The following is a 25,014-nucleotide window of genomic DNA, read 5'->3' on the forward strand; positions in this document are numbered from 1 at the left end:
GCCCGCACTCCGCAGGGCGTCACCCAGGAGATCTACGCCCTGCTGGTCACCTACCAGCTACTACGCACCACCATGGCCGACGCCACCGACAGCCGGGCAGCGGTCCCCGCAGACCGCGCCAGCTTCACCGTCGCCCTGCAGACCGCCCGCGACCAACTCGTGCTGGCCGCGAGCGTCATCGCCGACACCGTGATCACCCTGGTCGGCACCATCGGCATTCACGTACTGGCCAACCTCATGCCCGACCGCCGACTACGCACCCGACCACGCGTGGTCAAACGCGCGATCTCCAAATACAACGCCAAAGGCACCGTCGACCGCACCACCTACAACGCCACTATCAGCATCGACGTCCTCGCCCCACCAGAACCTTGACGGTCACCGCGAACGCCTAACTACACGGCGTTGGGTCTAGCCGCGCAGTTCCATCGTGCGGAGCTTAGAAAATTCGCCGATCATGGCCGTGAGCTGCGACTGAGTTCCCGCCGGCCGTTCCGCGGGCGCCCTCGGTTCCGTGCATGTTCCGTGGGCAAGCCTGTGGGCTGGTCGACGCCGTCAAGGCGGCGAGCTGTCCATGGGCGCGGCAGCCGAGCGCCGCGCCCAGCCTGATCATGACGACCACCCCGGCGCTCGTCCCAAGTCTCAGCAGCCCTGAGCGGCATGCCGCCCGAAAGCTGATCAACACGACGTAGTCACTGAATGGTCTACATCTACAGCTTGCAAGCGCCCGGAGCATGGCCAGAGCGGCGGCTTCGAGGCCTACAGCACCACGGATCAAGTGTGTGTTGCGTCACATGTCGCTGAGCCGAGATGTGGACAGCCTGGGACTAACTGAACCACAACGGTGTAACTTCTGTGGATAACCTGTGGATAACCAGCCGAGAACGGCTCATGTAGCGTCTTGCGACACTTTCGTGTCGCACATCTAGGGCTGACGACTCGCCGTGTCGAGTTGCATCTCGACCGCACCCAGGGGAGGCTCTTCTCACTCACATGCACCACAGTGAGTCGATCACCAGTTCGATCATTCAGCGGTCGAGGGGTCGCGGACGAGCTGAAGGGCTCACGGGGAGGTGATCCCATGACCTTCCACATCAAGCAGCGCGTTGATGGGCAATGGTACTTTACTGTTGTAGCGAGCAACTATCAGACGCTCGCGCACAGTGAGGGCTACCTGAGCAAGCAGTCCGCTGTGAACGCAGCAGATGTCATCCGCCGTGAGGCCGGTGGCGGCAGGATCGTCGAGGGCTGATGCCCCGACATAGATAGAGCCCCCTCATTCCGAAGTGGTGAAGACACCTCGGACTGCGGGGGCTCTTTCGTTGAGGATAGTTCAGCCTTACCTGACTCGCAGAGCTTTGTGCGGCGATGCACACCGCCTTCAACGTCTGCGGTTCCCTGTGGGGGACGCAGGTCGTGGCCTCGTCCGTCGCGGACAGCCCCGGTTGCCTCGCCGGCGCCGACGCGGGCCGTCAGGCCCGCTTGGAGGCGCCGAACAACATCTTCCGGGGCTGGGCTCCGCGACGGATGCAGGCACGAACGACCTGCGGCCCCCGCAGGGGGCCGCCTTGATGAAGAAAAGAAACTCTGAACACCGCCGCTTCCACCCGGAAGCACCGAGCAACGACACGGTTTGAATGTTCGCGCTGGAACGCGCTGACGCGGACGTAGGCAGCTAGGCTTGGCCGCCTGCAAGTGTGATAGCTGATGTCGGGTTGCCTGAGAGCAAGGATGCTATGGATCTCAGAGAAGAGCACCAGCAGAACCCTGTTGCCGATAAGGTTGCAGCCCTCGTGGCGGTCACCCGGCCGATCATCGCAGGCGTCATGCAGTCGATCAGGAACGAAGTTCTTGAAGATACCAACCTGAATCGAGCGGAGGTTCCACTACGCCTGCTCGGGCGCCTCCGAAAAGAAGGTGACGGCGACTGCGGAATCGCCTTTGAATACGCAGTTCACGATGCGATTCTGACACAGAATCCAATTGTTCAAGACCGCGTTGCCACCGCCTTGAATCAGTGCAGAATTTTCAGAGGCGACCCCGCCTCTATCTTGTTTGCGATCGAAAAGAAGGGGGCGCAACAGCTCATCTCGACGCAGCTAGACTTGATCACGGACAACTCGCGAGTTCTTTCGGGCAAGCAAGGGCAGCCAGTCAAGCTGAAGAAGCAGCTGAACACGCTTGCAGCGGCGTTCAGGCGCAAGAGCACGCGACTGAACCTCCCTCAGAGCATTAATGGCCTCTGGAAGGCAGATCTCTTCTTGGGATCTACCGAGCCAGACCACTGGGTTGGAACTACCGTTAAGATCAATCCGGCTCAATTGGAAGCCGCTCGCGGTCTTCGTATTGCGATCGTTCCGACACAGTCAGGCAGGTCTGACGCCATTAGGTTGGATGAGCAGCGCAACCTTGTCGTCTGTCCGATGCCGCATGATGCAAGCTTCATGCAGGTCTTCTATGAGGGCTGGCGAATTGTGCAGGTGCTGTGCCAGACCGATTTCGAGATGCCTAAGGAAGTTCAGCTCCCAGCGCCGCAAGATCGCGAGGTAGCACGGATTTACGTCGAACGGCGCGCATACCCTGTGCAGGATGTCCTCGATGCCGTCCGACCCTTTGCTCAGCCCGAGCTTCTCGTACCTAAAAAGGAGCTTGTCACAGCAGTACCGTTTGACAGTCAGGCGGATGCGGAGACATTGACCATCGTCTCTCCATTCCCGTCGATCGGACGGTCTTAGAACTATCAGAGCTACATTGTTGGTCCCATGGCTGGGAGAAGGGCGCCAGAGACGTCAAGGAAGTCACGAATAGCGGGCGATTCACTGTGAGTTCGGAGTCGCGCTCGGAGATCAGCTACGGCCTCAACGGATCGTGACGACTTCACGGTGGCAGCTAGTTTGGCGGCCGCCATGCCTGCGGACGCGGCGGCCTCCAAGTCGTGGGAGTCGATGGCTGCGCGCGCAAGTGCAGCTTGTGCCATCGACCCGCGACGCGCCCGGTTCTGCCGCTCCGCCTCGGCGATCGACAGTCCAGCGAAGCGCGTTGCCTCATCAGGTCGCTCAAGATCCCGGAAGGTGTGCGCGTACTCGCCGTTCAAGTATGCGGGATCGATGAACCGCGCCCACTCGGGCTCGTCCTCAGCTCGTACCCGTTCGAACGCTGTCTCGGACAGGTGCACACTCCGAGCAGCTGCGGCCCCGTCGCCCATCGCTGCTTCCGCGCGAGCCTGGAGCGCGTACAGGTCGGCCAAGCACGCGTCCGAGTGCCCCTTGGCGAGAAGCCCAGCCCGTCCGGCCTTGGCAAGCTGCACGGCCTGATCGGGGTTGCCGGTGAGCGTGGCCTGATCGGAAAGGCCGGCCAGAACGTGTGCGCCAAGCTCGGGGCTCTCGGCGGCCTGGGCCAACCGGAGTGACTGGATGAGGTAGCGCTGGGCCAAGGAGTGCTCGCCGTTGTCGAACGCCATCCACCCGAGCAAGTAGAGCTGTTCCGCGGCTGCCTCGTAGAGGGCCTGGCCGTTGGGCGTGTTCGGGTCGTTCGACTTGAGCAGCGGCACAACATGCGAGGTCAGGTAGGCCGCGAGCTGTTCACGGGCGTGGCCTCCACCGCGCATGACGTCCAGCTCCTGGAACACGCCGAAAGTGCGGCGGATCGCCTCGACCTGCTGGGTGCTGATCTTGCCGGTTGCGGTGGTCGCCTCGTCGAGCGTGGCGAGCAACCAGTCTCGGCTAGGTGCGACGGATGCGGCGACGGAGAACAACGCGCTGGACAGGAAGGTGCGGCGCTCCATGTCGTGCCTCCCAAGCTCGGCTACGACTTCCACCGTAGTCGGCAGGGAGGCTGCGTAGGCAAGACCAAGGTCGGAAAGTGATTTCTCTTGCGGTGCTTGAGTTTCCGCATCGCGAGAAGGTGCGTTCGGACGGAACCAGCGAAGCTCCTGCGGGACCCGCAACGCGTTGCACCAGCGCTCAAGCTTTTCGAGGTCCGTCACGGGGCGGCGTCCGCGCTCGATCACGCTGACCTGGCCTTGACCGACGTCGAGCCACCCGGCCAAGGTCGCCTGCGACAAGGCAGGGCTGTGTGCCTGGCGGTACGCCCTGAAGACCTGGCCGATGCTGCGGGAAAGCAGAGCCTCTTGGAGTTCGGGCTGTTCCCAGAACTCGGGGCGCTGCACTGGTGCGTGAGTTGCTTGGCTCGCCTCGCAACGGCCGCACAGCGACCCCTTGCGGTCGCTCGCAAGGAAGGTGTCGCAAGTGCGGCAGCGTCGCTTCCCGGTGCTCAAGCGTCGCCCCTCCCCTGCTGGTCAGCCCCAGAATCTCAACCGAGTGTAGCGGGTCGTATACGCCCCTAACCTGGACTTATCGATGCCAGCGATACGGCTATCGGTAGTTGATATTGGATCGATGCTCCGCGCGGGCGAATGTGGTTTTCACCAGGACCAGAACATGGAGGTGAAACCCAATGGGCTTCTACGTGCTGGTGCAGCCCGAAGAGGACGCACGCGCGGAGTTCGTCGAGCACGTCCAGGGTCACCCGGCACTGATCATCAGCTCCGGGGGCGCGCAGATCACGGTGCAGTCGCCGGGGCGCCACGACGGACCGCAGCTCGCGATTGCCTTCGCGCGTCAACTCGGCGACGCCGCGCGGCTGTTCGCTGATCGCCTCGACGGGCTCACTCAGGTTGGGCCGCTCGACTTCGAGAAACTGGCTGCTCAGTGCGGTACCACGCCGGACGAGGTGGAAAGGCGCACGCAGAACCGCCACGTCCTGTTGGACGACGAACCGTGGTTCAGCGAAAGCGGTCCCGGCGTGATCGAGGCTGGCGGGCAGACGTGATCAGTCGAGCGGCCGAAGCACTCCTGTCATTCGCAGTGACCTACGCGGGAATCGTTGCTCTGCAACGGTTTGTCGCACGGAGGGCAGAACGGCCGACACGCAGCAAGAACGACCTGTAGGAGATGGGGGAGGCAAGGTGTCTGGAACCGATTGGACGGCTGAGGACTGGCGGGAACTGCACGCCTTGTCTTCCAAGCTGGTGGCTCAGGTCAACGACCTCAACGAGCGTCTGACTCGGATTGAGGATCGTCTGAAGTGGAGCCAAAAACCTCGGCCTCGACGGCAGAAACACGCCGGCTGAGGTCGTCCAGCGCACCGCTGATCTTCCCCAGGATCTCCCGAAGCTCATGCGGGGAGCCAACTTCCGGCTCCTCCGTGTGGGCTTCGGGCTTTTTCACGACGATGGTGCCTTCGCCCTGGCGGGACATCACGAGTCCCTCGGTACGCAGGACGTCCAGGGCTTTCTGAAGCGTCATCACCGCACGGCCGTACTTCGTCTGAAGCTCGGCGAGTGACGGCAGCTTGTCCCCCACCTGCACGGCATCGGACGCAACGAATCGGCGCAGGTCATCAGCGATCTGCTGATACGCCGGCCGTGGGTCCGAGGGGTCAAGTGCCATACGGCAACTGTAGCGACAAAGCTAGCAAAGCTGAAAGTCACCCGATTGGAGCAGTGCATATACTAGCTTTACTAGCTATGTTGGTAGTTATAACAGGGCGGCGCTGGTCGCACTGACTGACACGAAGGACAAGACATGGCCCTGAACGACATCCCGGTGATCCTGACCCACTACAAGCTCATGATCACCGAAGCGCCCTGCGTGAAGATGAAGGAGCTGGACGGCGGGCAGCTGGTCCCCGTGATCGACCGGAATACGAACGAAGAGCAGTTCGTGGTGGTCGTGTTCGCGAAGCCCCGGCCGACGGAAGGTCGCCGCAAGGCCAAAGGCGAAGAGATCCGTGTCAACCTCCCCCGCGACCCTGGTGAGGGGTTCGAGGAGGGCGACTACATCGAGCTGATCAACCCCGTGATCAACACCTACGAGATGCGCGGGGACGACGGGAAAATCACCGCCTCCGGCCTGTGGTTCAAGGCGGACGGCCTGACCCCTGCGGCACAGATCGTGTCGGTTCCCGCGGCTTAGTCCCGCAAGCCCTGCCCGGTAGGCCGGTCGCCCGTTTCGAGTCGGGCCAGGGCACTCAACTTTGTTCTTTGAGAATTCCACAGTGAGTCGAACCATGCCTAAATCTGGCGCATCTGCGCCAAGAGTCACGGTGACCTCGGGCGCTCAGCCGATTGTTCTCCCGAGGTTCGCCGTGGTTCTTGAATCAGAGGAGAAACGCATGGAATCGCGAACGGACCGGGTTAAGGATGCCCTCGTGTTCACCTACGGCTACACGAGCTACGGACTGGAATACCTGCTTCAGCAGTGGCCGGAAATGATGCGTACCAAACAGGGCAGGGATCGAGCGCTGGAAACGCTGAAGCTGAGGTTCGCACCGCTGTCGATGGGGCTGGACGCGCTGCCGGACTGGGTGGACGACGCGAGGGCTTCGCGAGGTTGGAAGGAGTGATTCGAGAGTGATCAAGGAGTTGCTGAACGAGCGGGCGCAGGAGCGGTACGGCGCGTTCGTCGGCGCGATGGACGTTGTGGAAGAGCTGCTCGTGCCGCTGGAAAAGCTCATTAACAGGATGAGCGAGAAGCCCGGAAAGGCGGGCGGCTGGCGAGTGTCCACCCCGGATGAGCTGAAGGGCATGTTGTCGCGGGCACGGAACGAACTCAGCGGCCTGCGGGACAAGTCCAAGAAATACGAAGCTGAGTTGAAGGCGCAGGAGTGGGGAGCCTGACTGATGTCACATCAGATCGACAACGCGATTTCCGACATTGACCAGGCCATGAAACAGCTCAAGCGGGCCATGGACGGAATCCCGGTCCGCCGGGAGGGCTTCACGGACCTGCGGCGGCGGTTCGTCCGCTCGGTCAGCGTGCTGACCACGGAGACCTCCTACGCCCGGAGCCAACTGCCCCACAAGTAGATCCCGTACTGACCACGCGCGGCGGCTGATCTTCGACACGTTCGAGGGTCGGCCGTCGTGCATCCACGAGCAAAGGACACACGGCAATGAGCAACAGCAAGCGCAAGTCCGGCGGGGAGTTCAGGGCGGCCGTGTGGCTGGCCCGCAACCCCGAATGGTTCTTCGCCCCTTCGGCGCTCGCGACCAGTGCCGCCACGCTCGGCCTCACCACGACGGGCTACGCGCTCGGCGGGCTGACAGCGGCCACAGGGATTTGGTACCGGGGTCACCCGGACTCGTTCGACACTCTGGCGGCTCCGGTGCTGCGGGCCTGGTCGCGACGGTGGTTCGGTAGCTACGCGGGCCGTCACTGGCGGGACCTGATGGACGTGCACAAGTTGACCACGGAGCACCGCCGCAAGCAGTACACGATCTACCCGCGTGTGGTGCGTGTCCGGTCGTACTCGCCGTCGATCGACACCGTGTTGGTGAAGCTGGCCAAGGGCCAGTCACCGATGCACTTCGCGCGGCAGACCGAAGAGCTGGCGCACTCGATGGAGGCCGAACGGGTCGCTATCGAGCTGGTCAAGCCAGGTTACGTGGCGCTGATCGTCCAGCGTGACGAGCCGTTCACGCAGATCATTCCTGCGCCGGACATGCCCGAGCGTTCGGAAGATGTCGACCTGCGGGCGGTGCTGCTGGGTGAGGACGAGTACGGCGGCGACTGGACCGAACCTGTCCAGGGCACGCACACCCTGACGGCGGGCGGGACTGGGTCGGGCAAGAACTCGTTGGCGTTCGCCAAGCTGCGCTCGATGGCCCCGCTGATCAGGGACGGCATCGTCCGGCTGTGGGTCTGCGACCCGAAGTACCTGGAGTTCGCGGCCATCAAGCCGATCACGGAGAACCGCTACGCCGATGACGCGGGCGACTGCCTGGAGCTGATCGAAATGTGGGTCGACGACATGGAGCGCACCCAGAAGCGGATGCAGCGGGCAGGGCTCCGCTCGGTCCAGCCGTCGCGTGATTACCCGCTCAACCTGCTGTTCGTGGACGAGATCGGCTCCCTGGTCGCCTACCGGCCCGAGTACGCCCGGCAGATCACGGGCTTGCTGGCTCGGGGCACCTCGATGGGCCGCGCAACGCTGCACGTCGCGGACGCCTACATCCAAGAGCCGGACAAGGACACGCTGTCGATCCGGGACCTGTTCCCCAACCGCGTGTGCCTGCGCACCACGTCACCGACGCACCCGGACATGGTGCTGGGTGACGGTGCTCGGGAACGGGGTGCGATCGCCGACCAGATCCCCGCGATTCCCGAAACGGCCGGCATCGGCTACCGCACCGACGAACGCTCACGCGTTCCTCGCCGGGTCCGCGCGGCGTACACGACGGACGAGAACATCCGCGAACTCGTGGAGTTCGTCCGCAACGGACAGACCGGCTCCATCCGCTCGATCGCCTGACTTCTTTCACCCCAACACTTTTCGCCACTAATCGTGGAGGTCTTGTCATGCCCGAAAACAGCGCACCTCGACGTCTTGACGGCCTGCTCCGCTCGATTCGCGGCCACATCCGCACGCTTGGTCTGCCTCGGCCGGACCGCTTGGTCATCTCAACGCCGTCCGGCTCGGTGCACGCCGAGTTCACCTCCGGCACCGCACCTGATCGGCTCGCCTGTCTGCTGGTCTGGGCGGCCTCGCTCCACGGGGTCGAACTGACCTGGACGCTGCAAGCCGCGGGAACCCTGGCCGTCGCCGCAACCGGGCGGACCCGTTCCGGGATCACGGTCGGGCTGGCTGCCTCGGCCTCGGTGATCGAGCTGGGCGGCAAGGTCAAGTCACGCGCGGCGGCCGTGCTCGGCGACACCTTCCGACTGACCGCACACAGCCCTGAACAGGTCACTTTCGATGAGGTCGCTCAGGTCGTGCAGAGCGCACGCCTCACCAGTGCTCGGCTGGCGGTGGCGGCCTGAAGACCACCGACGACGCGGAGCACTTCGGCTACCGCGTGCTGATGAAGGTCCTGTTCGGCGGCGAACCGCCAACCTGGCGGAACCGGGCCGCCTGCGCTGACGCCGATCCGGACCTGTTCCACACCGCCGGCCGAACCGCTGCGGCGAAAGCAATGTGCGCCTCCTGCCCTGTCCTCGCTGAGTGCCGCGAGAACCAACTGAGCTGGGAGGCAAACGGGCCTGCGCGGTTCCGAGACAACGCCTTCGGTGTCGTCGGTGGCCTTTCCGGTGCCGAACGCCGCCGCATCCACTACCCCGCCAAGAACGTGAAGGACGTGGCCTGATGAAGCTCGTACTCGCTGTTCCTGTCCGCCTGCGTAGCTTCGCCCGCGTCGCTCAGATCGTGTTCGCGGCGGCTGCCTCGCTGGTGTGCATGTACGTGCTGTTCGGCGTCGTCGGGTGCCTGGTTCTCGTCGCCGAACTGTGCTGGCTCGGGTGGCTCCTGCTCAAGACCGCACACGGGGAGTAGGCGACCCCGTGCCCAACAAGTCCAAGCACAGCAACGAAAACGAGACCGAGGAACCGCGCGAGACCCGAACCGTCCGGCGGCTCCGGGCGCAGCTCGATGAGGCGCAGGACATCCACCAGCTCGCCGCGAACCCGTTGCTGGCGGCTGTGCGGGCGGACCGGTTCCGGGTCTCGGTCACGCGCTCCATGTGGTGCTTCATGACCTGCGGCCTCGGCTTCACCGCGACCGGAGTGCAAGCGTTCCTCGCCGGGCATCTCGGGCCGTCTGATCCGATGTGGTGGGGCTCCTGGCTCGTGGAACCGGCCTTCGCCGGAATCCTGATCACGCTTCTGCGGTGGGAAGCACAGATGTTGTCTCACGGCCTGGCGGTCGATGACCGGCCGGTCAAGTGGCTCAAGCGGGTGCTGCTCGGGGCCACGCTCGTCACCAACGTGTGGTCGTCGCTGCGGCCTCCGGACGGGCAGATCAACGCCGGGATGGTGTTCTTGCACCTCGTGATCCCGCTCGTGGTGTTCCTGCTGGCCGAAGTCATGCCGGTCATTCAGCAGCGGTGCAACGCCGCGCGTGATCTGGCCGCTCAGGTCGTCGCTCCCGCTCCCACCAACCCTGTTGCCGCCCCGGCACCTGTTCGGTCCGCTGTGCGGCTTCCTGGGCACCTCCAGGGCGCCTTGGACGCCAAGGCGAACGAGGTCCGCGCTCAAGGCCGCGCGCTGACGGCGCAAGACATCCAAGACGCGCTCAACGTGCCAGCGGACTACGCAGAGCGCATCGCCGCACAGCTTGCGGCCTGACCCAACTCGATCAACGCGGGGCATGACCAGAACACCGGTCGTGCCCCGCCTTTTCGTTTCTCCACAACGAAAGGAGCGTCACCCGTGCTCACTCTGGAAGACCGCATCACCGCACGCGTCAAGGCGGTCGACTTCCGGGCGTGGCGAGACCGGGTGACCGCGATCGGTGGTTGCGCCGCGCCCATCCGGTTGTCCGGCGCCTTCCAACTCCAAGACCTCAACGGCGGCGTGATCGAGCACATCGGCGGGGACGTCATGGTCCCGTGCGGCAACCGCCGAGAGTCAGTCTGCCCGGCCTGCTCCGACCGGTACGCGGCCGACGCCTACCACCTGATGCACGCGGGCCTGGCTGGTGGCAGCAAGGGCGTTCCCGCGGACGTCTCCGAGAAGCCCCGAGTGTTCGCCACGCTCACCGCGCCGTCGTTCGGCCCGGTCCACAACCGCCCAACCACCACTACGGGCAAGGTCCGGCCCTGCACTGGCTGCGGCGAATGGCACCACGGCGATGATCCCCGCATCGGCGGTGCCGTCGACCCCAGCACCTACGACTACACGGGCGCGGTGCTCTGGCAGGCACACGCGGGCAAGCTGTGGCACCGGTTCACCGTCGCCCTCCGTCGCAAGCTCGCTGGCGCGGCCGGCCTGAAGATCGCCGAGTTCAAGCACCACGCCCGGCTCTCCTACGCCAAGGTCGCCGAATACCAGCGGCGGGGCCTGGTCCACTTCCACGCCGTCGTTCGTGTAGACGGACCGGACGGTCCTCACGACCCCACCCCGGCGTGGGCCACGGCCGAACTCCTCGGCGACTGCATCAAGGCGGCGGCTCGCTCGGTCGGAATCGACACCACGCGGCCGGACGGCTCGGCGCTGCGACTGCTGTGGGGCGAACAGGTCGACACCAAAGGAATCCGTGGCTCCCAGGTGGAGGACGAGTCCGGGGAGATCAGCGAGGCCCGGTTGGCGGGCTACGTCGCCAAGTACGCGACCAAGGGCACCGGCGCCCGTGAGACGGCAGACCGGCCGATCCGCTCACAGCTGGACATCGACGTCTTGCACATCTCCGAGCACCACCGGCGGATGGTGCAGGCCGCGTGGGACCTCGGCGGCCTGGCCAACTTCGAGGAACTGAACCTTCGGAAGTGGGCGCACATGCTCGGTTTCCGCGGCCACTTCCTTACGAAGTCCAAGCACTACTCGACCACGTTCCGCGCCATCCGCGAAGAGCGCCGGACGTTCCGCACGCTCGAAATGTTCGAGCGCCTCGACCTTGATCCCGCGTCCGTGGTCGTCGTCAACGACTGGCAGTACGCCGGGTCCGGCTACGACAACGACGCAGAACGCGAGCTCGCGGCCGGCATCGCCGAACGAGTCCGCGCGCAACGCCTACGCAAGTACGAACAGGAAGGGGGATCTCATGGCCGCCAAGCTGCCTGACCCGGACGACTTCATGACGGCAGACGAGTTCTGCGCGCGGATGCGCATCTCGAAGGACACGTTCTACAAGTGGCGGCAGATTCCCGGCGCTGCTCCTGTCGTACACAAGCTGCGAAACGGGTCGTTGCGCATCTCCGGCGCTGACTTCGCCGCGTGGCTCCTCGACCTGAGGAGTGAGGTCGCGTGAACCTCACTTACAAGGTCAACGTCTGGGAGCTGAAGGTCCTCAAGCCGGACAAGAACGGCAAGAGACGTCCCAAGCCCTACGGCGTCCGTTGGATCACTGCGGGCAAGGAACAGTCCGAGTGGTACCGGACCAAGACGCTGGCCAACAACCGCCGGAACCAGCTCATCAAGGCCATGAACAACGGTGAGGCCTTCGACATTGACTCGGGGCTTCCTGAGTCAGAGGCCAAGGCCAAGGTCGCGAGATCGCTCCTGAAGATGGCCCAAGAGTTCATCGATCACGAGTGGGAAGACGCGGCGGCGAACACTCGAAAGCGGCTCGTGGACACGCTGGCCGTGCCAATCGCCGCGTTCGTCACCGCAAACAAGAACGCACCGGACGAACGCCTGTTGCGGCGCGTTCTGACGACCTGCCTGCTGCCTACCAACCGGCGGGAACGGGCACTGACCGATGAGGAATCGGCGGCGGCTGACTGGATCACGGCTCATTCGCGGCCGGTCCGGCAGCTGGCGGACAAGATCGAGATTTCGAACCTGCTGCGATCACTCGGCCGGAATCTGGGCGGCAAGAAAGCGTCCACGTGGACCACGCGAACTCGGCGCGGCGTGCTGCACCACCTGCTCAAGTTCGCGGTGGACAAGGAGGAACTCGTGGCCAACCCGGTCACCGGCCAGAAGGCCGCGATTCAGCGGGGCAACGTCGAGGTTGATCCCCGGTCGGTGCTCAACCCGAAACAGGGGCGGCAGATCCTGGCGGCCGTGACGTACGCGGGGACGATCACCGGCCAGTACGACTACCTGTACGGGTTCTTCGCCACGATGTACTACGCGGCTCTGCGGCCGTGCGAGGTCAACCGGCTCCGTGAGGTGGACTGCAAGCTCCCCGAGACCGGGTGGGGCGAGCTGATCTTGGAGAAGTCTGCTTCAAGGGCGAACAGCCGCTACACCGACTCGGGCGAGATGTGGGAAGAGCGAACGCTGAAGCGACGGGCTGAGGGTGCCGTGCGGGTCGTGCCGATTCCTCCCCAGCTCGTGGCCATCCTGAGGTGGCACCTCGCGACGTTCCGCACCACGCCGGACGGCCGACTGTTCCGCGGGAAGGTCAGCGGAGCACCGATCAACGCGACGGTCTACACGGACGCGTGGAAGAAGACGCGCAAGATCGGGCTGTCACCTCAGCAATACGCCTCACCGCTCGCGGGAGATCCGTATGACCTCCGCCACGCCGCTGTGTCGACGTGGCTTGCGGCCGGCGTGCCACCGACCGAGGTGGCCGAGCGTGCGGGCCACACGGTGGACGTTCTTCTGAAGGTCTACGCCAAGGTGATGGACGGTCAGCGGGACACGTCCAACCAGAAGATCACGGAGCTGCTCGGCTACTCAGTCGTCGATACAAAACCGGACGATGGACCCGGCGCTAGTTGACGGACGAGCCGGCAGTTCGGTGGCATTCGTTCTGGTTGACGCTCAGCGAAGCCACCAAGAGTCCTACACTGCCGCATCCTCTCGGTTGAAGGGCGGTGCGAGCGACATGAGCAACTTCTGCGTGTCGGTCGTGATCACTGCCCAGAACCTCATCAGCGGTCGACTGGAAGACCTTCTTCATCGCTCGCTGGCCGCCCCACCTTCAAAAAAAACTCTCAAGTTCGTCCATTTGGCCTAACAGCGATAATTTACTAACGCCGATATGTTCCTCAGCCCAACCCGGCCCAAGATCGTCTGGTGGACCTCAACATCCAGGGACAGAGATCGAACACATCTAGGGCCACGGACTCGCAAGGCACACCAGAAATGACGTTTGGGCAGGTAGCCTGGCGTAAGAACGCCCCCAGCAATGATCTTGCTGGGGGCGTTTCTTGTTCCGTGCATGTTCCGTGAGCCGTGGCAGACCGACGCAGTTAGCGACAGACAGTGACCTGCGGCGCTGACGTCGTTGGCAGCATCAGAGCAGGTCAACCGGCATTTCGGGCCTTCACGCAGGAACAACGGAACGGCACTGCGTGGGCGAGGTCAGCCGCGCAGTTCCATCGTGCAGCACTTCGGGCCACCACCCGACTTGCGCAGTTCCGAGATGTCCACCAGCACCGGCTCGAAGCCGCGGCGCGCCACCTGCTCGGCGAGGTGAGTGGCCTCGAGCGGCATGACGACGTGCTTGCCGTCGGACACCGCGTTCAGGCCGAGGCAGACCGCGTCGTCGTCGTTGGCGATCACGGCGTCCGGGAACAGGCGACGCAACACCTGCTGGGAGCCTGGCGAGAAGGCCTCCGGGTAGTAGGCGACCAGGGGGGACGGGGACTGGTCGTCGAGCATGAACAGGGCCACGTCGAGGTGGTAGAAGCGCGGGTCCACCAGCTGCAGGGAGACGACCGGGACGCCCAGGACCTCCTGCGCCTCGGAGTGGGCGTGGGGGTCGGTGCGGAAGCCGGTGCCGGCGAGGAGGAGGGAGCCGGTCCAGGTGAAGTCGCCCTCGGCCTCGTTCACGGCGGTGGGCATGACCACGGACTTGTAGCCCGAGGCCAGGAACCAGCGGCGGAAGTGGTCGGCTTCGGCGGCGCGCTGTTCTGCTCGGAAGCGGGAGCCCAGGACTCGGCCGTCGATGACGGTGCCGCTGTTGGCCGAGAAGACCATGTCCGGGAGGCCTGGGGCCGGGTCGATGACGTTGACCTCGTGGCCGAGGCGCTCGTAGGTCTCCTTGAGGGCCGTCCACTGTTCCACGGCCAGCGTTGTGCTGGTGGGCTGGGTCGGATCCATCCACGGGTTGATGGCGTACTCCACCGTGAAGTACGTCGGCGGGCACATGAGGTACCGACGGGTGGTCGGCATGCGCGTCGGCGCGAGGGGCTGCGCGATGTCGAGCGTGATCGGCTCGCCGGGCCCGGAGATGGATACGGTCATGGATCGAAATGTAAAGGTCTGCTGGACCGTCGAACAACGCCGCGATATTGCGTGAACCAGGGCAGAATGTTGCGTGTGGACAGCATCGACCAGCGAATCATTTCGTGCCTCATGGCCAACGCTCGATCCAGCTACGCGGAGATCGGCAAGGAGGTGGGGCTGAGTGCGCCCGCGGTGAAGCGGCGAGTGGACAAACTGCTGGACAACGGGGTGCTCAGGGGGTTCACGGCGGTGGTGGATCCCGAGGCGCTCGGATGGGGCACCGAGGCGTTCGTCGAGGTGCACTGCAAGGGGAACGTCGCGCCGCACGACATCCAGCACCGGCTGGAGCCGATGGCCGAGGTCAGTGCCGCTTACACGGTGTCCGGTGCGGCGGACGCGATCGTGCACCTCAGGGCAGCTGACATCCACCACCTGGAGACCGCGCTCGAACGGCTCAGGGCTGTCGAGATCATCGATCGGACCGTGTCGACGGTGGTGCTGTCCCGGCTCCTGGACCGGCCGCCGGCACCCTAGAGTCGGCCTATGGCCGAGGTTCTGCTGGAGCACAACGATTCCGTCGCCGTGATCACGATCAACGATCCCGAGCGGCGCAACGCCCTGACGATCGATCTGTCGCAGGAGCTCGCGGACAAGGTCGCGGAAGCAGAGGCAACGGCCAACGCGCTGATCGTCACCGGTGCGCCGCCCGCGTTCTGCGCCGGCGCCGACCTCACGCAGCTCGGCAACTCCAAGGACGAAGGCCTCCGCAGTATCTACAAGGGGTTCCTGGCAGTGGCCAACGCCACGATCCCCACCATCGCCGCGGTCAACGGGGCCGCGGTCGGTGCCGGGTTGAACCTCGCGCTCGCGGCCGACCTGAGGGTCGCCGGGCCGAAAGCGCGGTTCGACGCTCGGTTCCTGCAGCTCGGTATCCACCCCGGCGGCGGCATGACGTGGATGTTGCAGAAGATCACCAACCGGCAGACCGCGACCGCCATGACGCTCTTCGGGCAGATCTTGGACGCGGACCAGGCGGTCGAGAAAGGGCTTGCCTACGCCAAGGCCGAAGACCCACTGGGAGTAGCAAAAGAGCTGGCCAAGGCGGCTGCGGAGGCACCAGCAGCACTCGTGCGGACCATCAAGGCGACCATGCGGGCGACCGATGCAATGCACGACCACGCGGAAGCGGTCGAGACCGAGCTGCTGCCACAGGTCGCTTCGATCGACACTCCAGAGTTCGCTGCCAGGCTGGCCGCGATGAAGGCTCGGATCAGTGGACGCTAGGTGTTACCTTGGGTAACAGGTATTGAGGGTGACATGTGCCGCATTCGGGTATCCGCTGGTAGTGCTGTGCTTACCGTCTAGTTAAGGACCCGGTGCGGCGGATGGGACAGTTTGTCTCGCCTAGTGGTACGCGGCCCGTCTGGCAGGCGGTCCTGGCGACTACCCTCGATGTGGGGCACAGCCACCCTTGGAGAGAGGTATCGGCGTAGGAATGAGCACTGAGACCCGCAAGCTGGATCGCGTCGTGATCCGCTTCGCCGGCGACTCCGGTGACGGCATGCAGCTCACCGGAGACCGGTTCACGTCGGAAGCGGCGGCGTTCGGCAACGATCTCGCCACGCAGCCCAACTTCCCCGCCGAGATCCGCGCGCCCCAGGGCACCCTCCCCGGCGTTTCGTCGTTCCAGCTCCACTTCGCCGACTACGACATCCTGACGCCGGGCGACCGGCCGGACGTGCTCGTGGCGATGAACCCGGCCGCGCTCAAGGCGAACGTCGTCGACCTGCCTGACGGCGGCATCCTCATCGTCAACACCGACGAGTTCACCAAGCGGAACCTGACGAAGGTCGGCTACGACTCGAACCCGCTCGAGGACGAGTCGCTGGCGAAGTTCCAGGTGCACAAGGTCGCCATGGCGACGCTGACCATCGGCGCGCTGGAGGAGACCGGGCTCGGCAAGAAGGACGCCGAGCGCGCGAAGAACATGTTCGCGCTGGGACTTCTCTCGTGGATGTACCACCGGCCCACCGAGGGCACCGAACGGTTCCTGCGCGAGAAGTTCGCCAAGAAGCCGGACATCGCCGAGGCCAACGTGCTGGCGTTCCGCGCCGGCTGGAACTACGGCGAGACGACCGAGGCCTTCGCCGTCACCTACGAGGTGGCGCCCGCGAAGCTCAACGTCGGTACCTACCGCCAGATCACCGGCAACACGGCGACGGCGTACGGCATCGTCGCGGCGGCGCAGCGGTCGAAGCTGCCCGTCGTGCTCGGCACGTACCCGATCACGCCCGCGTCGGACATCCTGCACGAGCTCAGCAAGCACAAGAACTTCGACATCACCACGGTGCAGGCCGAGGACGAGATCGCGGGCATCGGCATCGCGCTCGGCGCGTCCTACGGCGGTGCGCTCGGCGTGACGTCGACGTCGGGCCCCGGCATCGCGCTGAAGTCCGAGACGATCGGCCTCGCGGTGATGACCGAGCTGCCGCTGCTCGTGATCGACGTGCAGCGCGGTGGCCCGTCCACCGGTCTGCCGACCAAGACCGAGCAGGCCGACCTGCTGCAGGCGATGTTCGGCCGCAACGGCGAGTCGCCGGTGCCGATCGTCGCGCCGCAGTCTCCGTCCGACTGCTTCGACGCCGTGCTCGACGCCGCCCGCATCGCGCTCAAGTACCGCACGCCGGTGCTGTTCCTCTCCGACGGCGCGGTCGCGAACGGTTCCGAGCCGTGGCTGATCCCGGACGTCGACTCGCTGCCGGACCTCACCGTCGAGTTCGCGACGGACCCGGAGACGTTCCAGCCGTACGCGCGTGACCCGGAGACCCTGGCCCGCCCGTGGGCTGTACCCGGCACTCCCGGCCTGCAGCACCGCATCGGTGGCCTGGAGAAGCAGGACGTCACCGGCAACATCTCGTACGACCCGGAGAACCACGACCGGATGGTCCGCCTGCGCCAGGCGAAGATCGACGGCATCGAGGTCCCGGACGTCGTGGTCGACGACCCGAGCGGCGAGGCCAAGGTCCTCGTCGTCGGCTGGGGTTCGTCCTACGGCCCGATCGGCGCGGCGGCGCGCCGGGTCCGCAAGCTGGGCCTGCCGGTCGCGCACGCGCACCTGCGGCACCTCAACCCGTTCCCGAAGAACCTGGGCGAGGTGCTCCGCAAGTACGACAAGGTGATCGTGCCGGAAATGAACCTGGGCCAGCTGGCGTTGCTGTTGAGGGCGAAGTATCTGGTGGACGCCGTGTCGTACACCAAGGTGCAGGGTCTGCCGTTCAAGGCGGAGGAGCTGCAGAACGTGCTCGCTGACGTGATCAAGGGGGTGTCGGCGTGACTGCGATCGACCTTGGGATCCCTGGGCTCTCAGGCGTTCCCACCACCGACGAGAAGCAGACGGCCAAGGACTACAAGTCGGACCAGGAGGTCCGCTGGTGCCCCGGCTGCGGTGACTACGTGGTGCTCAACGCCGTGCAGTCGTTCCTGCCGTCGCTGGGTCTCAAGCGCGAGAACATCGTGTTCGTCTCGGGCATCGGGTGTTCGTCCCGTTTCCCGTACTACATGAACACCTACGGCATGCACTCCATCCACGGCCGTGCGCCGGCCATCGCCACGGGTCTCGCCGTGTCGCGGCCGGACCTGAGCGTGTGGGTGGTGACCGGTGACGGTGACGCGCTGTCCATCGGCGGCAACCACCTGATCCACACGTTGCGGCGCAACGTGAACCTCAAGATCCTGCTGTTCAACAACCGGATCTACGGCCTCACCAAGGGCCAGTACTCGCCGACCTCCGAGGAAGGCAAGGTCACCAAGTCGACCCCGGCCGGGTCGCTGGACCACCCGTTCAACCCGGTGTCGCTGGCGCTGGGCGCGGAGGCCTCGTTCGTCGGCCGCGCGATCGACTCGGACAGGGCGGGGCTCACCTCGGTGCTGCGCCAGGCCGCCGAGCACCGCGGCTCGGCGCTCGTCGAGATCTACCAGAACTGCCCGATCTTCAACGACGGCGCGTTCGACGTGCTCAAGGACGCGGACGAGGCCCAGCGGCGGATCATCAACGTCGTCGACGGCGAGCCGATCCGCTTCGGTCGTGAGGGCGAGTACTGCGTGATCCGCGAGGGCTTCGGGCTCGCGGTCGCCAAGTCGGCGGACGTGGACGCTTCGGACATCGTGATCCACGACGCGTCGGACCTGAACCTGTCGTTCGCGCTCTCGCGGCTGTCGACGCAGGACCTCACGCACACCGTCACCGGTGTGTTCCGGCGGGCGGACCGGCCGACGTACGACGACAGCGCACGGGCCCAGGTCAGCGAGGCCAAGGCCGCGAAGGCCGCGGACCTCAGCAAGCTGTTGCACGGCAAGGACACGTGGACCGTGGTCGGCTGACCCCGGAACACCGGAACGGCCCGCCAGCGCGCTGCTGGCGGGCCGTTTCGCGCATCGGTCAGGGTGCCGGGCGGAAACCTGCCTTCTCGGCGTCGGCCTCGGTGCGGAACCACACGTCGGCGCGGGTCTCGCCGAAGTTCGCGGAACCCTCGGTGTAGTAGCGGCGGCCGGTCAGGGTCGCCTTCACCGCGAAGTCCGCGGCCGGTGCCAGGCCGTCCGACTTCGGCAGCACCGAGCCGGGGCCGAACGGGGAGCGCGGGTTGAAGCCCTCCGGCTGCTGGAACCGTGCCGAGCTGGGCGCCGCGGCACCGTTGGGACGACCGCCCGTGGACGGCGAGAAGCCGACGGGGCGCGGGCGGGACGGGAGAGCGGCCGGTGCGGGTGCGGGCGGGGCTTCCTGCTTCGGCGACTCGAACGCCGCGAACGCCGCGAAGCTCTGCTGACGCTGCTGGGTGGTGCGCCTCGCCTCGCGGATCGGCAGGCCCGCCTCGGTCAGGCGCTGGGGCAGGTCGGTCTGGACCGGCTCTGGCTCCGGCTCCGGTGGCGCGGCGAGCAGGGGCTCGTCGCTCGGCACGAACTTCGGCACGAACGGCTGGTCGTCGGTCGGCTCCGGGAGCTGGCGGGTCTGGCCGAGAGGGGGCAGCGGCTCGTCGGCGTCGAGCAGCGGCTCGAAGAGCGAGCGCGGGTGGTCGACGACGGGTTCGGGCGCCGCGGGGACGTTCGGTGCCTCCACGGCGTGGTCGAAGGCCGCGGCGACCGCGCGGGGCTGGCGCCCGGTGGTCTCCGTCGGGGTCTCGGCGGGTGCGCCGAACGCGGAGAACGGCGCGGGCGGCGGGGCACCGGGGGTGCTGAAGGGCTGCACGTAGCCGACCGGCGCCGGCTGGGACTCGCGCTCGGGTTCGGTGTGGAACGTCGGCTGCGGCTCGGGCTGCGACGTCGGCTGCGGCTCAGCGTGGAACGTCGGCTGTGGCTCGGGCTGCGACGACGGTTGCGGCTCAGCGTCGAACGACGGGTGCGGCTCGGACTGAGTCGGCTGCGGCTCCGCGCGGAACGACGACTCGGGGTGCGACGGCTGCGGCTCGGCGCCGTGCGACTGCTCGGGCTCGACGTCCTCGGGCTCGACGTCCTCGGGCTCCGCCGGCTCGCGCCGGGCGTGTGCCGGCGGCTGCTCGGGCTTCGGCTCGGTGAAGCCGGGCTCCTCGGCCAGCGTCGACTCGAAGACGCCGTTGCGGACGTGCGGCGCGTCCAGGTCGAGCGGCTCGACCATGGTCTGCTCGGCGGGCGCCTCCGGCTCGACGAAGCTGTCCAGCTGCCCGGAGATCTCGTCGCGCAGGCCGGGGTACTCCGCGGTGAGGTCGGTGGCGGGCCAGGAGCTCGCGATGAACGTGGTCTGCTCGGAGCGGGTGCTGGAGGGCTCGTCGTCCTCCTGCTCGGCGGCCTCGTCGAGGAACGCCTCCTGCTCCTGCTCCGCCCACACCTCGCGCGGCTGGTAGATGAAGTCGTCGACGTGCTCGGCGACCTCCGGCGGCGCGGTCGGCTCGTGGGCGGGCGGCGCGACCTCGGCGGTCGGCTCCGCGGTGGGCACGAAGGACGACTGCTCGGCGGGGAGCTCCGGCTCGTCGTCGAAGTCGGCGGCCCCGAGACCGGAGCGCGGCAGGACCGTCGTCATCTCGGCCGGGGTCTCCGCCGGAGCGGTGGCCGGGGTGAGGCGCTCGAACAGCGAACGCGGGCGGTCGTCCTCGGTGTCGGTGAGCGACTTCTGCTCGGCCAGCTGCTCCTCGAACCGGCGCTGCGCCTCGTCCGCCTCCATGTACTGGCGGACCGCGGCGACGGGCTCCTGCTCGACCGGCTCTTCCTCGACCGGGGCGACCTCGGCGACGGGAGCCTGCACGGGCTCACCGAAGTAGGCAGGAGGCTCCACGTAGGGGGCCGGTGGTGCCAGCACCTCGTCGCTCAACGACCGCGGCGGAGCGTCCTCCCACTCGTCGACCTCAAAGTCGTCGACGGGAGCGGGCGCCGCGATCGGGGCTGCCGACCGGCGGGCGTCGAGAAGTTGATCTTCGAGGTCGGCGACCTGCTTGCGTGCGGGTCGGACCATCACCAGCCAGGTGAGCAGCACTCCCGCGACGAACGCGAGCAGACTCCACAGCCAGACCTGCCCGAAGACATTCACGGGTAAGCCCCTTCTACGACCACACTCCGACCCCACTCACTCGGAAGGGTGAGCATGGCCAAACTACAGTGCCTTTGATGATGCTCCGTCACTACGCCGTTCAGCGCAAATAACCAGTGGAAACGCCAGCGTAGAGTGGGATTTTGTGCCCCCTCTGACGACTTCTTCCATCAGTTCGCCAGAAGTTCACACCCAGGGGCGAGGGGTCACGTACGGCGTACTGGCCTACGTCCTCTGGGGGCTGTTCCCCGCCTACTGGCCACTCCTCGTGCCCGCCCAGCCGGTCGAGGTGCTCGCCCACCGGATCGTCTGGTCGTTCGTCATGCTCGCCATCACCGTAGTGATCCTCCGGCGGTGGCGTCCTTTCCTTGAGTTATCAGGAAAAGGCTGGTTCATCGTTACCGCCGCGGCGGTGCTGATCACGATCAACTGGGGCACGTACATCTACGCCGTCAACACCCAGCACGTGGTCGAGTCGGCGCTCGGCTACTTCATCACGCCGTTGGTCAGCGTGGCCCTGGGAATGATCTTCCTGAAGGAACGGCTGCGGCTGCCGCAGACCGTCGCGATCGGCGTCGTCATCGTCGCTGTGATCGTGCTCACCATCGACTACGGCCGCATGCCGGTGATCTCGCTGATCCTGGCCGGCTCGTTCGGCGTCTACGGGCTGCTCAAGAAGAAGGTGCCGCTCGACGCGATCTCCAGCCTCACCGCGGAGAGCGCCGTCATCGCGCCGATCGCGTTGATCTACCTGCTCACGCTCGGCAGCGCGAACACCTTCACGACCGCGGGCACCGGCCACACGCTGCTGATCCTCAGCACCGGCATCATCACGGTGATCCCGCTGCTGCTGTTCGGCGCGGGCGCGCGGCTGATTCCGCTGACCACCATGGGCATGCTGCAGTACCTCGCGCCGATCCTGCAGTTCGCGTGGGGCGTGTTCGTCATGCACGAACCGATGCCCGCCAGCAGGTGGATCGGGTTCGCCCTGGTCTGGTTCGCCCTCGCGATCTTCACGGTCGACGCGGTGCGGAACCGGCGCAAGCAGCTGCTCACGCCGACCGAGTAGTGCGGGAGGTCGGGTACGCCCGGTGAGAGCGGCGGACCCGACCGCCATGGACGGCGCATTTGTCCACCTCAGGCAAACAATGCGCCGTTCATCGCGAGCCTGCCCGCAACACGTCGCCGCTCAAGTTCCCCACTGAGGTCCGGCAAATCCGGTCGAGGCTGGTGGTCGCCGCCCTCCCTACCGGGAGCGGGCCACCACGTAGGTCGCCAGCTCCTCCAACGCGTCTCGCGCGGCGCACGGCGGCAGCTTGCCCAGCTCCGTGCGGGCCCGGTCCGCGTAGTCGTCGAGGGTCTCGCGTGCCTTGTCCATGCCCGACGAGGCACGCAGCAACGTCAGCGCCTCGTCCACCAGCGCGTCGTCGGTGATCGGCCCCGCCAGCAGCTCGGCGAGCCGCGTCTCGGACGGGTCGGCGAGCGCGTAGAGCATCGGCAGCGTCCGCACGCCCTCACGCAGGTCGGTGCCCGGTGTCTTGCCGGACTCGACCGACGGCGAGGCGATGTCGATCACGTCGTCGGAGATCTGGAACGCCGCCCCGATCACCTCGGCGTACGCGCGCAACGCGTCGATCTGCTCGTCGGTGGCGTCGGAGAACATGCCGCCGAACCGCGCCGCGGTGGCGATCAGCACGCCGGTCTTCTCCTCGATCACCTTCAGGTAGTGGGAGATCGGGTCCTCGCCCGGCTGCGGGCCGACCGTCTCGCGCATCTGGCCGGTCACGAGGATCGAGAAGGTCTCCGCGATGATCCGCGCCGCGTCCGTCCCCAGGTCGGCCGTCAAACGAGAAGCGTGGGCGAACAGGAAGTCGCCCGTCAGGATCGCGATGCTGTTGTCCCACTTGGCGTTCGCGGACACCGCGCCGCGCCGCATGGTCGCCTCGTCCATGACGTCGTCGTGGTAGAGCGTGGCGAGGTGGGTGAGCTCGACCACAGCAGCCGCCTTGATGACCTTGTCCCGGTCCCAGTCGGCGCCGAACTGCGATGCGAGCAGTGTGAAGAGCGGGCGGATCCGCTTTCCGCCCGCTTCCACAAGGTGAAGCGAGGTTTCCGTCACCGGGTGGAACTCGCTCTGCACGACGTCGTGCAGGATGCGCTCCACCTCGGCCAGACCGTCCTGGACTACCTCGGTGAGCACGGGGTCCACCAACGCGAACCCCGGTCCCTCATGCTCGCTACTGGTCACACCAGCAGACTACGTACACCTAGCTGAGGAAGGTGCCGGTACCCGCCCAATCGAGCACGAACGTGGGCCACAAACCGAGCACCAGGGTCACGACCGCACCAAGCGTGATCGCGATCGTGGTGAACGCACCGGGCACGCTGACGGTCGGGCCGTCCGGAGCCGGGTCGCTGAAGTACATCAGCACGATCACCCGCAGGTAGAAGAACGCCGCGACGGCCGAGGCCACCAGTGCGATCACCACGAGCGGGGTCAGGCCGGCCTCGATCGCCGCGCTGAACACGACGAACTTGCCGATGAAGCCGGACGTCAGCGGAATGCCTGCCAGCGCGAGCAGCAGGAACGTGAAGACGCCCGCCACGATCGGCGACCGCTTCGCGAGGCCCGCCCACTGCGACAGGTGCGTCGCCTCGCCGTCCGAGTTGCGGACCAGCGACACGATGCCGAACGCGGCGATCGTGGTGAAGCCGTACGCGAGCAGGTAGAACATGGTCGCGCTCACGCCCGTGCCGTTCGGCACCAGCGCGATCGAGCCGATCAGCAGGAAGCCCGCGTGCGCCACCGAGGAGTACGCGATCATGCGCTTCACGTCGGTCTGGGTGAGACCCAGCACCGCGCCGATCACCATCGACACGACGGCGACGCCGTAGAGCACGCCGCGCCATTCCCACTGCGTGTTCTCGAACGCCACCGTGAGCACGCGCAGGATGCCGCCGAACGCGGCGACCTTGGTGCACGCGGCCATGAACGCCGTCACCGGCGTCGGCGCGCCCTGGTACACGTCCGGGGTCCAGGCGTGGAACGGACCGACCGCCGCCTTGAACAGCAGACCCACCACCAGCAGGCCGAAGCCCGCGAACAGCAGCGTGTCCGAGCGGTCCGTGCCGGCCGCCGCGGCCGCGATGGACGAGAGCTTCACCGAACCCGCGTAGCCGTACAGCAGGGCCACGCCGTACAGGAAGAACGCGGAGGCGAACGCACCCAGCAGGAAGTATTTCACGGCCGCTTCCTGTGAGAGCAGGCGACGGCGGCGAGCCAGCCCGCACAGCAGGTACAGCGGCAGCGACAGGACTTCCAGCGCGATGAACATGGTCAGCAGGTCGTTCGACGCGACGAACGTCATCATGCCGCCGAGCGCGAACAGCGTGAGCGGGAAGACCTCGGTCTGCATGCCGGTCTTCGTCGCCTGCGCGCGGTCCTGGACGGTGCCTGGCCGGATCGCGGCCTGGGCCACGAACACGCCACCGGGCTCCACCGAGCGGTCGGCGATCAGCAACACCGAGCCGAACGCGAGCACCAGCAGCGTGGCCCACAGGAAGAGCGACGGCGAGTCGACCGCGATCGCGCCCGCCAGCGTCGCGACGCCCTGCGCGGGACGACGCTCGGAGGTCGCGTAGAGGATCAACGCACCGGTGGCCCCGACCAGCGTCAGCAGCGACAGCACGAGCTGCACGGCCCACCGCTGGTGCTTGGGCAGCAACGCTTCCAGCAGCACGCTGATGCACGCCGCGCCGAGCACGATGAGCACCGGCGCGATGGCGCCGTAATCGATCTCCGGCGCCTCGATCTGCTGCGCCTGAGCGACGAGAAGGTTCACG

26 protein-coding genes and 1 pseudogene are annotated in these 25,014 nt (G+C 66.3%); 21 read left to right on the top strand and 6 right to left on the bottom strand.

Annotated features, from left to right (window positions below; genetic code table 11):
* The 3 genes and pseudogenes from JOD27_RS24415 to JOD27_RS24425 all read left to right on the top strand — a co-directional run.
* Positions 1-375: pseudogene (locus tag JOD27_RS24415) on the top strand (IS4 family transposase); the annotation flags it as partial.
* A 706-nt stretch (positions 376-1,081) separates the two neighbouring features.
* Entirely contained in the window at positions 1,082-1,252 is a 171-nt protein-coding gene (locus tag JOD27_RS24420) for a YegP family protein (RefSeq protein ID WP_204764615.1), read from the top strand.
* 484 nt (positions 1,253-1,736) lie between these two features.
* Positions 1,737-2,735, top strand: coding sequence for a hypothetical protein (locus tag JOD27_RS24425; RefSeq protein WP_204764616.1), 999 nt, complete (start codon positions 1,737-1,739; stop codon positions 2,733-2,735).
* 11 nt (positions 2,736-2,746) lie between these two features.
* Here JOD27_RS24425 and JOD27_RS24430 read toward each other — a convergent pair whose 3' ends face one another.
* Positions 2,747-4,168: a helix-turn-helix domain-containing protein gene (locus JOD27_RS24430; RefSeq protein ID WP_204764617.1), complete on the bottom strand. Its 1,422-nt coding sequence runs from the start codon at positions 4,166-4,168 to the stop codon at positions 2,747-2,749.
* A gap of 287 nt (positions 4,169-4,455) precedes the next feature.
* Between JOD27_RS24430 and JOD27_RS24435 the strand changes: the two genes are divergently transcribed.
* Positions 4,456-4,830 carry a hypothetical protein gene (locus JOD27_RS24435; protein WP_204764618.1) on the top strand — a complete coding sequence of 125 codons (375 nt, stop codon included), beginning with the start codon at positions 4,456-4,458 and terminating at the stop codon, positions 4,828-4,830.
* A gap of 218 nt (positions 4,831-5,048) precedes the next feature.
* On the opposite strand, the gene JOD27_RS24440 is transcribed toward JOD27_RS24435, so the two are convergent.
* Complete coding sequence (locus JOD27_RS24440) at positions 5,049-5,450, bottom strand: GntR family transcriptional regulator (RefSeq protein ID WP_204764619.1); 402 nt, start codon at positions 5,448-5,450, stop codon at positions 5,049-5,051.
* A gap of 135 nt (positions 5,451-5,585) precedes the next feature.
* Between JOD27_RS24440 and JOD27_RS24445 the strand changes: the two genes are divergently transcribed.
* From JOD27_RS24445 to JOD27_RS24500, 12 genes are all read left to right on the top strand, one after another.
* On the top strand, positions 5,586-5,975 hold the full coding sequence (locus JOD27_RS24445; protein WP_204764620.1) for a hypothetical protein: 390 nt from the start codon (positions 5,586-5,588) through the stop codon (positions 5,973-5,975).
* Between the two features lie 199 nt (positions 5,976-6,174).
* The gene (locus tag JOD27_RS24450) at positions 6,175-6,405 is read left to right on the top strand and encodes a hypothetical protein (protein ID WP_204764621.1); all 231 of its coding nucleotides are present in this window, start codon (positions 6,175-6,177) and stop codon (positions 6,403-6,405) included.
* Positions 6,406-6,412: 7 nt separating this feature from the next.
* Positions 6,413-6,679: a hypothetical protein gene (locus JOD27_RS24455; RefSeq protein WP_204764622.1), complete on the top strand. Its 267-nt coding sequence runs from the start codon at positions 6,413-6,415 to the stop codon at positions 6,677-6,679.
* 3 nt (positions 6,680-6,682) lie between these two features.
* Complete coding sequence (locus tag JOD27_RS24460) at positions 6,683-6,868, top strand: hypothetical protein (RefSeq protein ID WP_204764623.1); 186 nt, start codon at positions 6,683-6,685, stop codon at positions 6,866-6,868.
* Between the two features lie 86 nt (positions 6,869-6,954).
* Positions 6,955-8,313: an FtsK/SpoIIIE domain-containing protein gene (locus JOD27_RS24465; protein WP_204764624.1), complete on the top strand. Its 1,359-nt coding sequence runs from the start codon at positions 6,955-6,957 to the stop codon at positions 8,311-8,313.
* A 47-nt stretch (positions 8,314-8,360) separates the two neighbouring features.
* Positions 8,361-8,822, top strand: a complete 462-nt coding sequence (locus JOD27_RS24470) for a hypothetical protein (RefSeq protein WP_204764625.1) — start codon at positions 8,361-8,363, stop codon at positions 8,820-8,822.
* Positions 8,823-8,863: 41 nt separating this feature from the next.
* On the top strand, positions 8,864-9,145 hold the full coding sequence (locus JOD27_RS24475) for a WhiB family transcriptional regulator (protein ID WP_204764626.1): 282 nt from the start codon (positions 8,864-8,866) through the stop codon (positions 9,143-9,145).
* A complete protein-coding gene (locus tag JOD27_RS24480; RefSeq protein WP_204764627.1) occupies positions 9,145-9,330 on the top strand; it encodes a hypothetical protein in 186 nt (61 codons plus the stop codon). Before JOD27_RS24475 ends, JOD27_RS24480 begins: the two co-directional genes overlap by 1 nt.
* Before the next feature lie 8 nt (positions 9,331-9,338).
* A complete protein-coding gene (locus tag JOD27_RS24485; protein WP_204764628.1) occupies positions 9,339-10,121 on the top strand; it encodes a hypothetical protein in 783 nt (260 codons plus the stop codon).
* Between the two features lie 84 nt (positions 10,122-10,205).
* A complete protein-coding gene (locus tag JOD27_RS24490; protein ID WP_204764629.1) occupies positions 10,206-11,555 on the top strand; it encodes a replication initiator in 1,350 nt (449 codons plus the stop codon).
* Positions 11,536-11,742 carry a helix-turn-helix transcriptional regulator gene (locus JOD27_RS24495; RefSeq protein WP_204764630.1) on the top strand — a complete coding sequence of 69 codons (207 nt, stop codon included), beginning with the start codon at positions 11,536-11,538 and terminating at the stop codon, positions 11,740-11,742. The genes JOD27_RS24490 and JOD27_RS24495 overlap by 20 nt, the downstream gene beginning before the upstream one ends.
* Complete coding sequence (locus tag JOD27_RS24500; protein ID WP_204764631.1) at positions 11,739-13,166, top strand: tyrosine-type recombinase/integrase; 1,428 nt, start codon at positions 11,739-11,741, stop codon at positions 13,164-13,166. Before JOD27_RS24495 ends, JOD27_RS24500 begins: the two co-directional genes overlap by 4 nt.
* Positions 13,167-13,751: 585 nt before the next feature.
* Here the strand turns inward: JOD27_RS24500 and ddaH are convergent.
* A complete protein-coding gene (gene ddaH, locus JOD27_RS24505) occupies positions 13,752-14,564 on the bottom strand; it encodes a dimethylargininase (protein ID WP_204764962.1) in 813 nt (270 codons plus the stop codon).
* A 147-nt stretch (positions 14,565-14,711) separates the two neighbouring features.
* Between ddaH and JOD27_RS24510 the strand changes: the two genes are divergently transcribed.
* From JOD27_RS24510 to JOD27_RS24525, 4 genes are all read left to right on the top strand, one after another.
* Positions 14,712-15,152, top strand: coding sequence for an Lrp/AsnC family transcriptional regulator (locus tag JOD27_RS24510; RefSeq protein WP_089948968.1), 441 nt, complete (start codon positions 14,712-14,714; stop codon positions 15,150-15,152).
* A 9-nt stretch (positions 15,153-15,161) separates the two neighbouring features.
* A complete protein-coding gene (locus JOD27_RS24515) occupies positions 15,162-15,902 on the top strand; it encodes an enoyl-CoA hydratase (protein ID WP_204764632.1) in 741 nt (246 codons plus the stop codon).
* 211 nt (positions 15,903-16,113) lie between these two features.
* Positions 16,114-17,952, top strand: a complete 1,839-nt coding sequence (locus JOD27_RS24520; RefSeq protein WP_204764633.1) for a 2-oxoacid:acceptor oxidoreductase subunit alpha — start codon at positions 16,114-16,116, stop codon at positions 17,950-17,952.
* The gene (locus tag JOD27_RS24525; RefSeq protein WP_204764634.1) at positions 17,949-18,998 is read left to right on the top strand and encodes a 2-oxoacid:ferredoxin oxidoreductase subunit beta; all 1,050 of its coding nucleotides are present in this window, start codon (positions 17,949-17,951) and stop codon (positions 18,996-18,998) included. The genes JOD27_RS24520 and JOD27_RS24525 overlap by 4 nt, the downstream gene beginning before the upstream one ends.
* 58 nt (positions 18,999-19,056) lie before the next feature.
* Here the strand turns inward: JOD27_RS24525 and JOD27_RS24530 are convergent, their stop codons facing one another.
* Positions 19,057-21,171: a sunset domain-containing protein gene (locus JOD27_RS24530; RefSeq protein WP_204764635.1), complete on the bottom strand. Its 2,115-nt coding sequence runs from the start codon at positions 21,169-21,171 to the stop codon at positions 19,057-19,059.
* 145 nt (positions 21,172-21,316) lie between these two features.
* Here JOD27_RS24530 and rarD point away from each other — a divergent pair, with 145 nt between their 5' ends.
* Positions 21,317-22,240, top strand: a complete 924-nt coding sequence (gene rarD / locus JOD27_RS24535; protein ID WP_204764636.1) for an EamA family transporter RarD — start codon at positions 21,317-21,319, stop codon at positions 22,238-22,240.
* Between the two features lie 177 nt (positions 22,241-22,417).
* Here rarD and JOD27_RS24540 read toward each other — a convergent pair whose 3' ends face one another.
* Both JOD27_RS24540 and nuoN read right to left on the bottom strand, forming a co-directional pair.
* On the bottom strand, positions 22,418-23,383 hold the full coding sequence (locus tag JOD27_RS24540; RefSeq protein ID WP_239568781.1) for a polyprenyl synthetase family protein: 966 nt from the start codon (positions 23,381-23,383) through the stop codon (positions 22,418-22,420).
* Between the two features lie 55 nt (positions 23,384-23,438).
* On the bottom strand, positions 23,439-25,013 hold the full coding sequence (gene nuoN, locus JOD27_RS24545; protein WP_204764638.1) for an NADH-quinone oxidoreductase subunit NuoN: 1,575 nt from the start codon (positions 25,011-25,013) through the stop codon (positions 23,439-23,441).
* Between the last annotated feature and the right edge of the window lies 1 nt (position 25,014).

It is taken from the genome of Lentzea nigeriaca (genome assembly GCF_016907955.1).
GTDB lineage: Bacteria > Actinomycetota > Actinomycetes > Mycobacteriales > Pseudonocardiaceae > Lentzea > Lentzea nigeriaca.

Coding starts and splice junctions, on each gene's coding strand:
- JOD27_RS24465 (WP_204764624.1), top strand. CDS start 6,955: ATGAGCAACAGCAAGCGCAAGTCCGGCGGGGAGTTCAGGGCGGCCGTG.
- JOD27_RS24520 (WP_204764633.1), top strand. CDS start 16,114: ATGAGCACTGAGACCCGCAAGCTGGATCGCGTCGTGATCCGCTTCGCC.
- JOD27_RS24420 (WP_204764615.1), top strand. CDS start 1,082: ATGACCTTCCACATCAAGCAGCGCGTTGATGGGCAATGGTACTTTACT.
- JOD27_RS24445 (WP_204764620.1), top strand. CDS start 5,586: ATGGCCCTGAACGACATCCCGGTGATCCTGACCCACTACAAGCTCATG.
- JOD27_RS24425 (WP_204764616.1), top strand. CDS start 1,737: ATGGATCTCAGAGAAGAGCACCAGCAGAACCCTGTTGCCGATAAGGTT.
- JOD27_RS24515 (WP_204764632.1), top strand. CDS start 15,162: ATGGCCGAGGTTCTGCTGGAGCACAACGATTCCGTCGCCGTGATCACG.
- JOD27_RS24440 (WP_204764619.1), bottom strand. CDS start 5,450: ATGGCACTTGACCCCTCGGACCCACGGCCGGCGTATCAGCAGATCGCT.
- ddaH (WP_204764962.1), bottom strand. CDS start 14,564: ATGCCGACCACCCGTCGGTACCTCATGTGCCCGCCGACGTACTTCACG.
- JOD27_RS24475 (WP_204764626.1), top strand. CDS start 8,864: ATGAAGGTCCTGTTCGGCGGCGAACCGCCAACCTGGCGGAACCGGGCC.
- JOD27_RS24480 (WP_204764627.1), top strand. CDS start 9,145: ATGAAGCTCGTACTCGCTGTTCCTGTCCGCCTGCGTAGCTTCGCCCGC.
- JOD27_RS24470 (WP_204764625.1), top strand. CDS start 8,361: ATGCCCGAAAACAGCGCACCTCGACGTCTTGACGGCCTGCTCCGCTCG.
- JOD27_RS24435 (WP_204764618.1), top strand. CDS start 4,456: ATGGGCTTCTACGTGCTGGTGCAGCCCGAAGAGGACGCACGCGCGGAG.
- JOD27_RS24450 (WP_204764621.1), top strand. CDS start 6,175: ATGGAATCGCGAACGGACCGGGTTAAGGATGCCCTCGTGTTCACCTAC.
- JOD27_RS24495 (WP_204764630.1), top strand. CDS start 11,536: ATGGCCGCCAAGCTGCCTGACCCGGACGACTTCATGACGGCAGACGAG.
- JOD27_RS24460 (WP_204764623.1), top strand. CDS start 6,683: ATGTCACATCAGATCGACAACGCGATTTCCGACATTGACCAGGCCATG.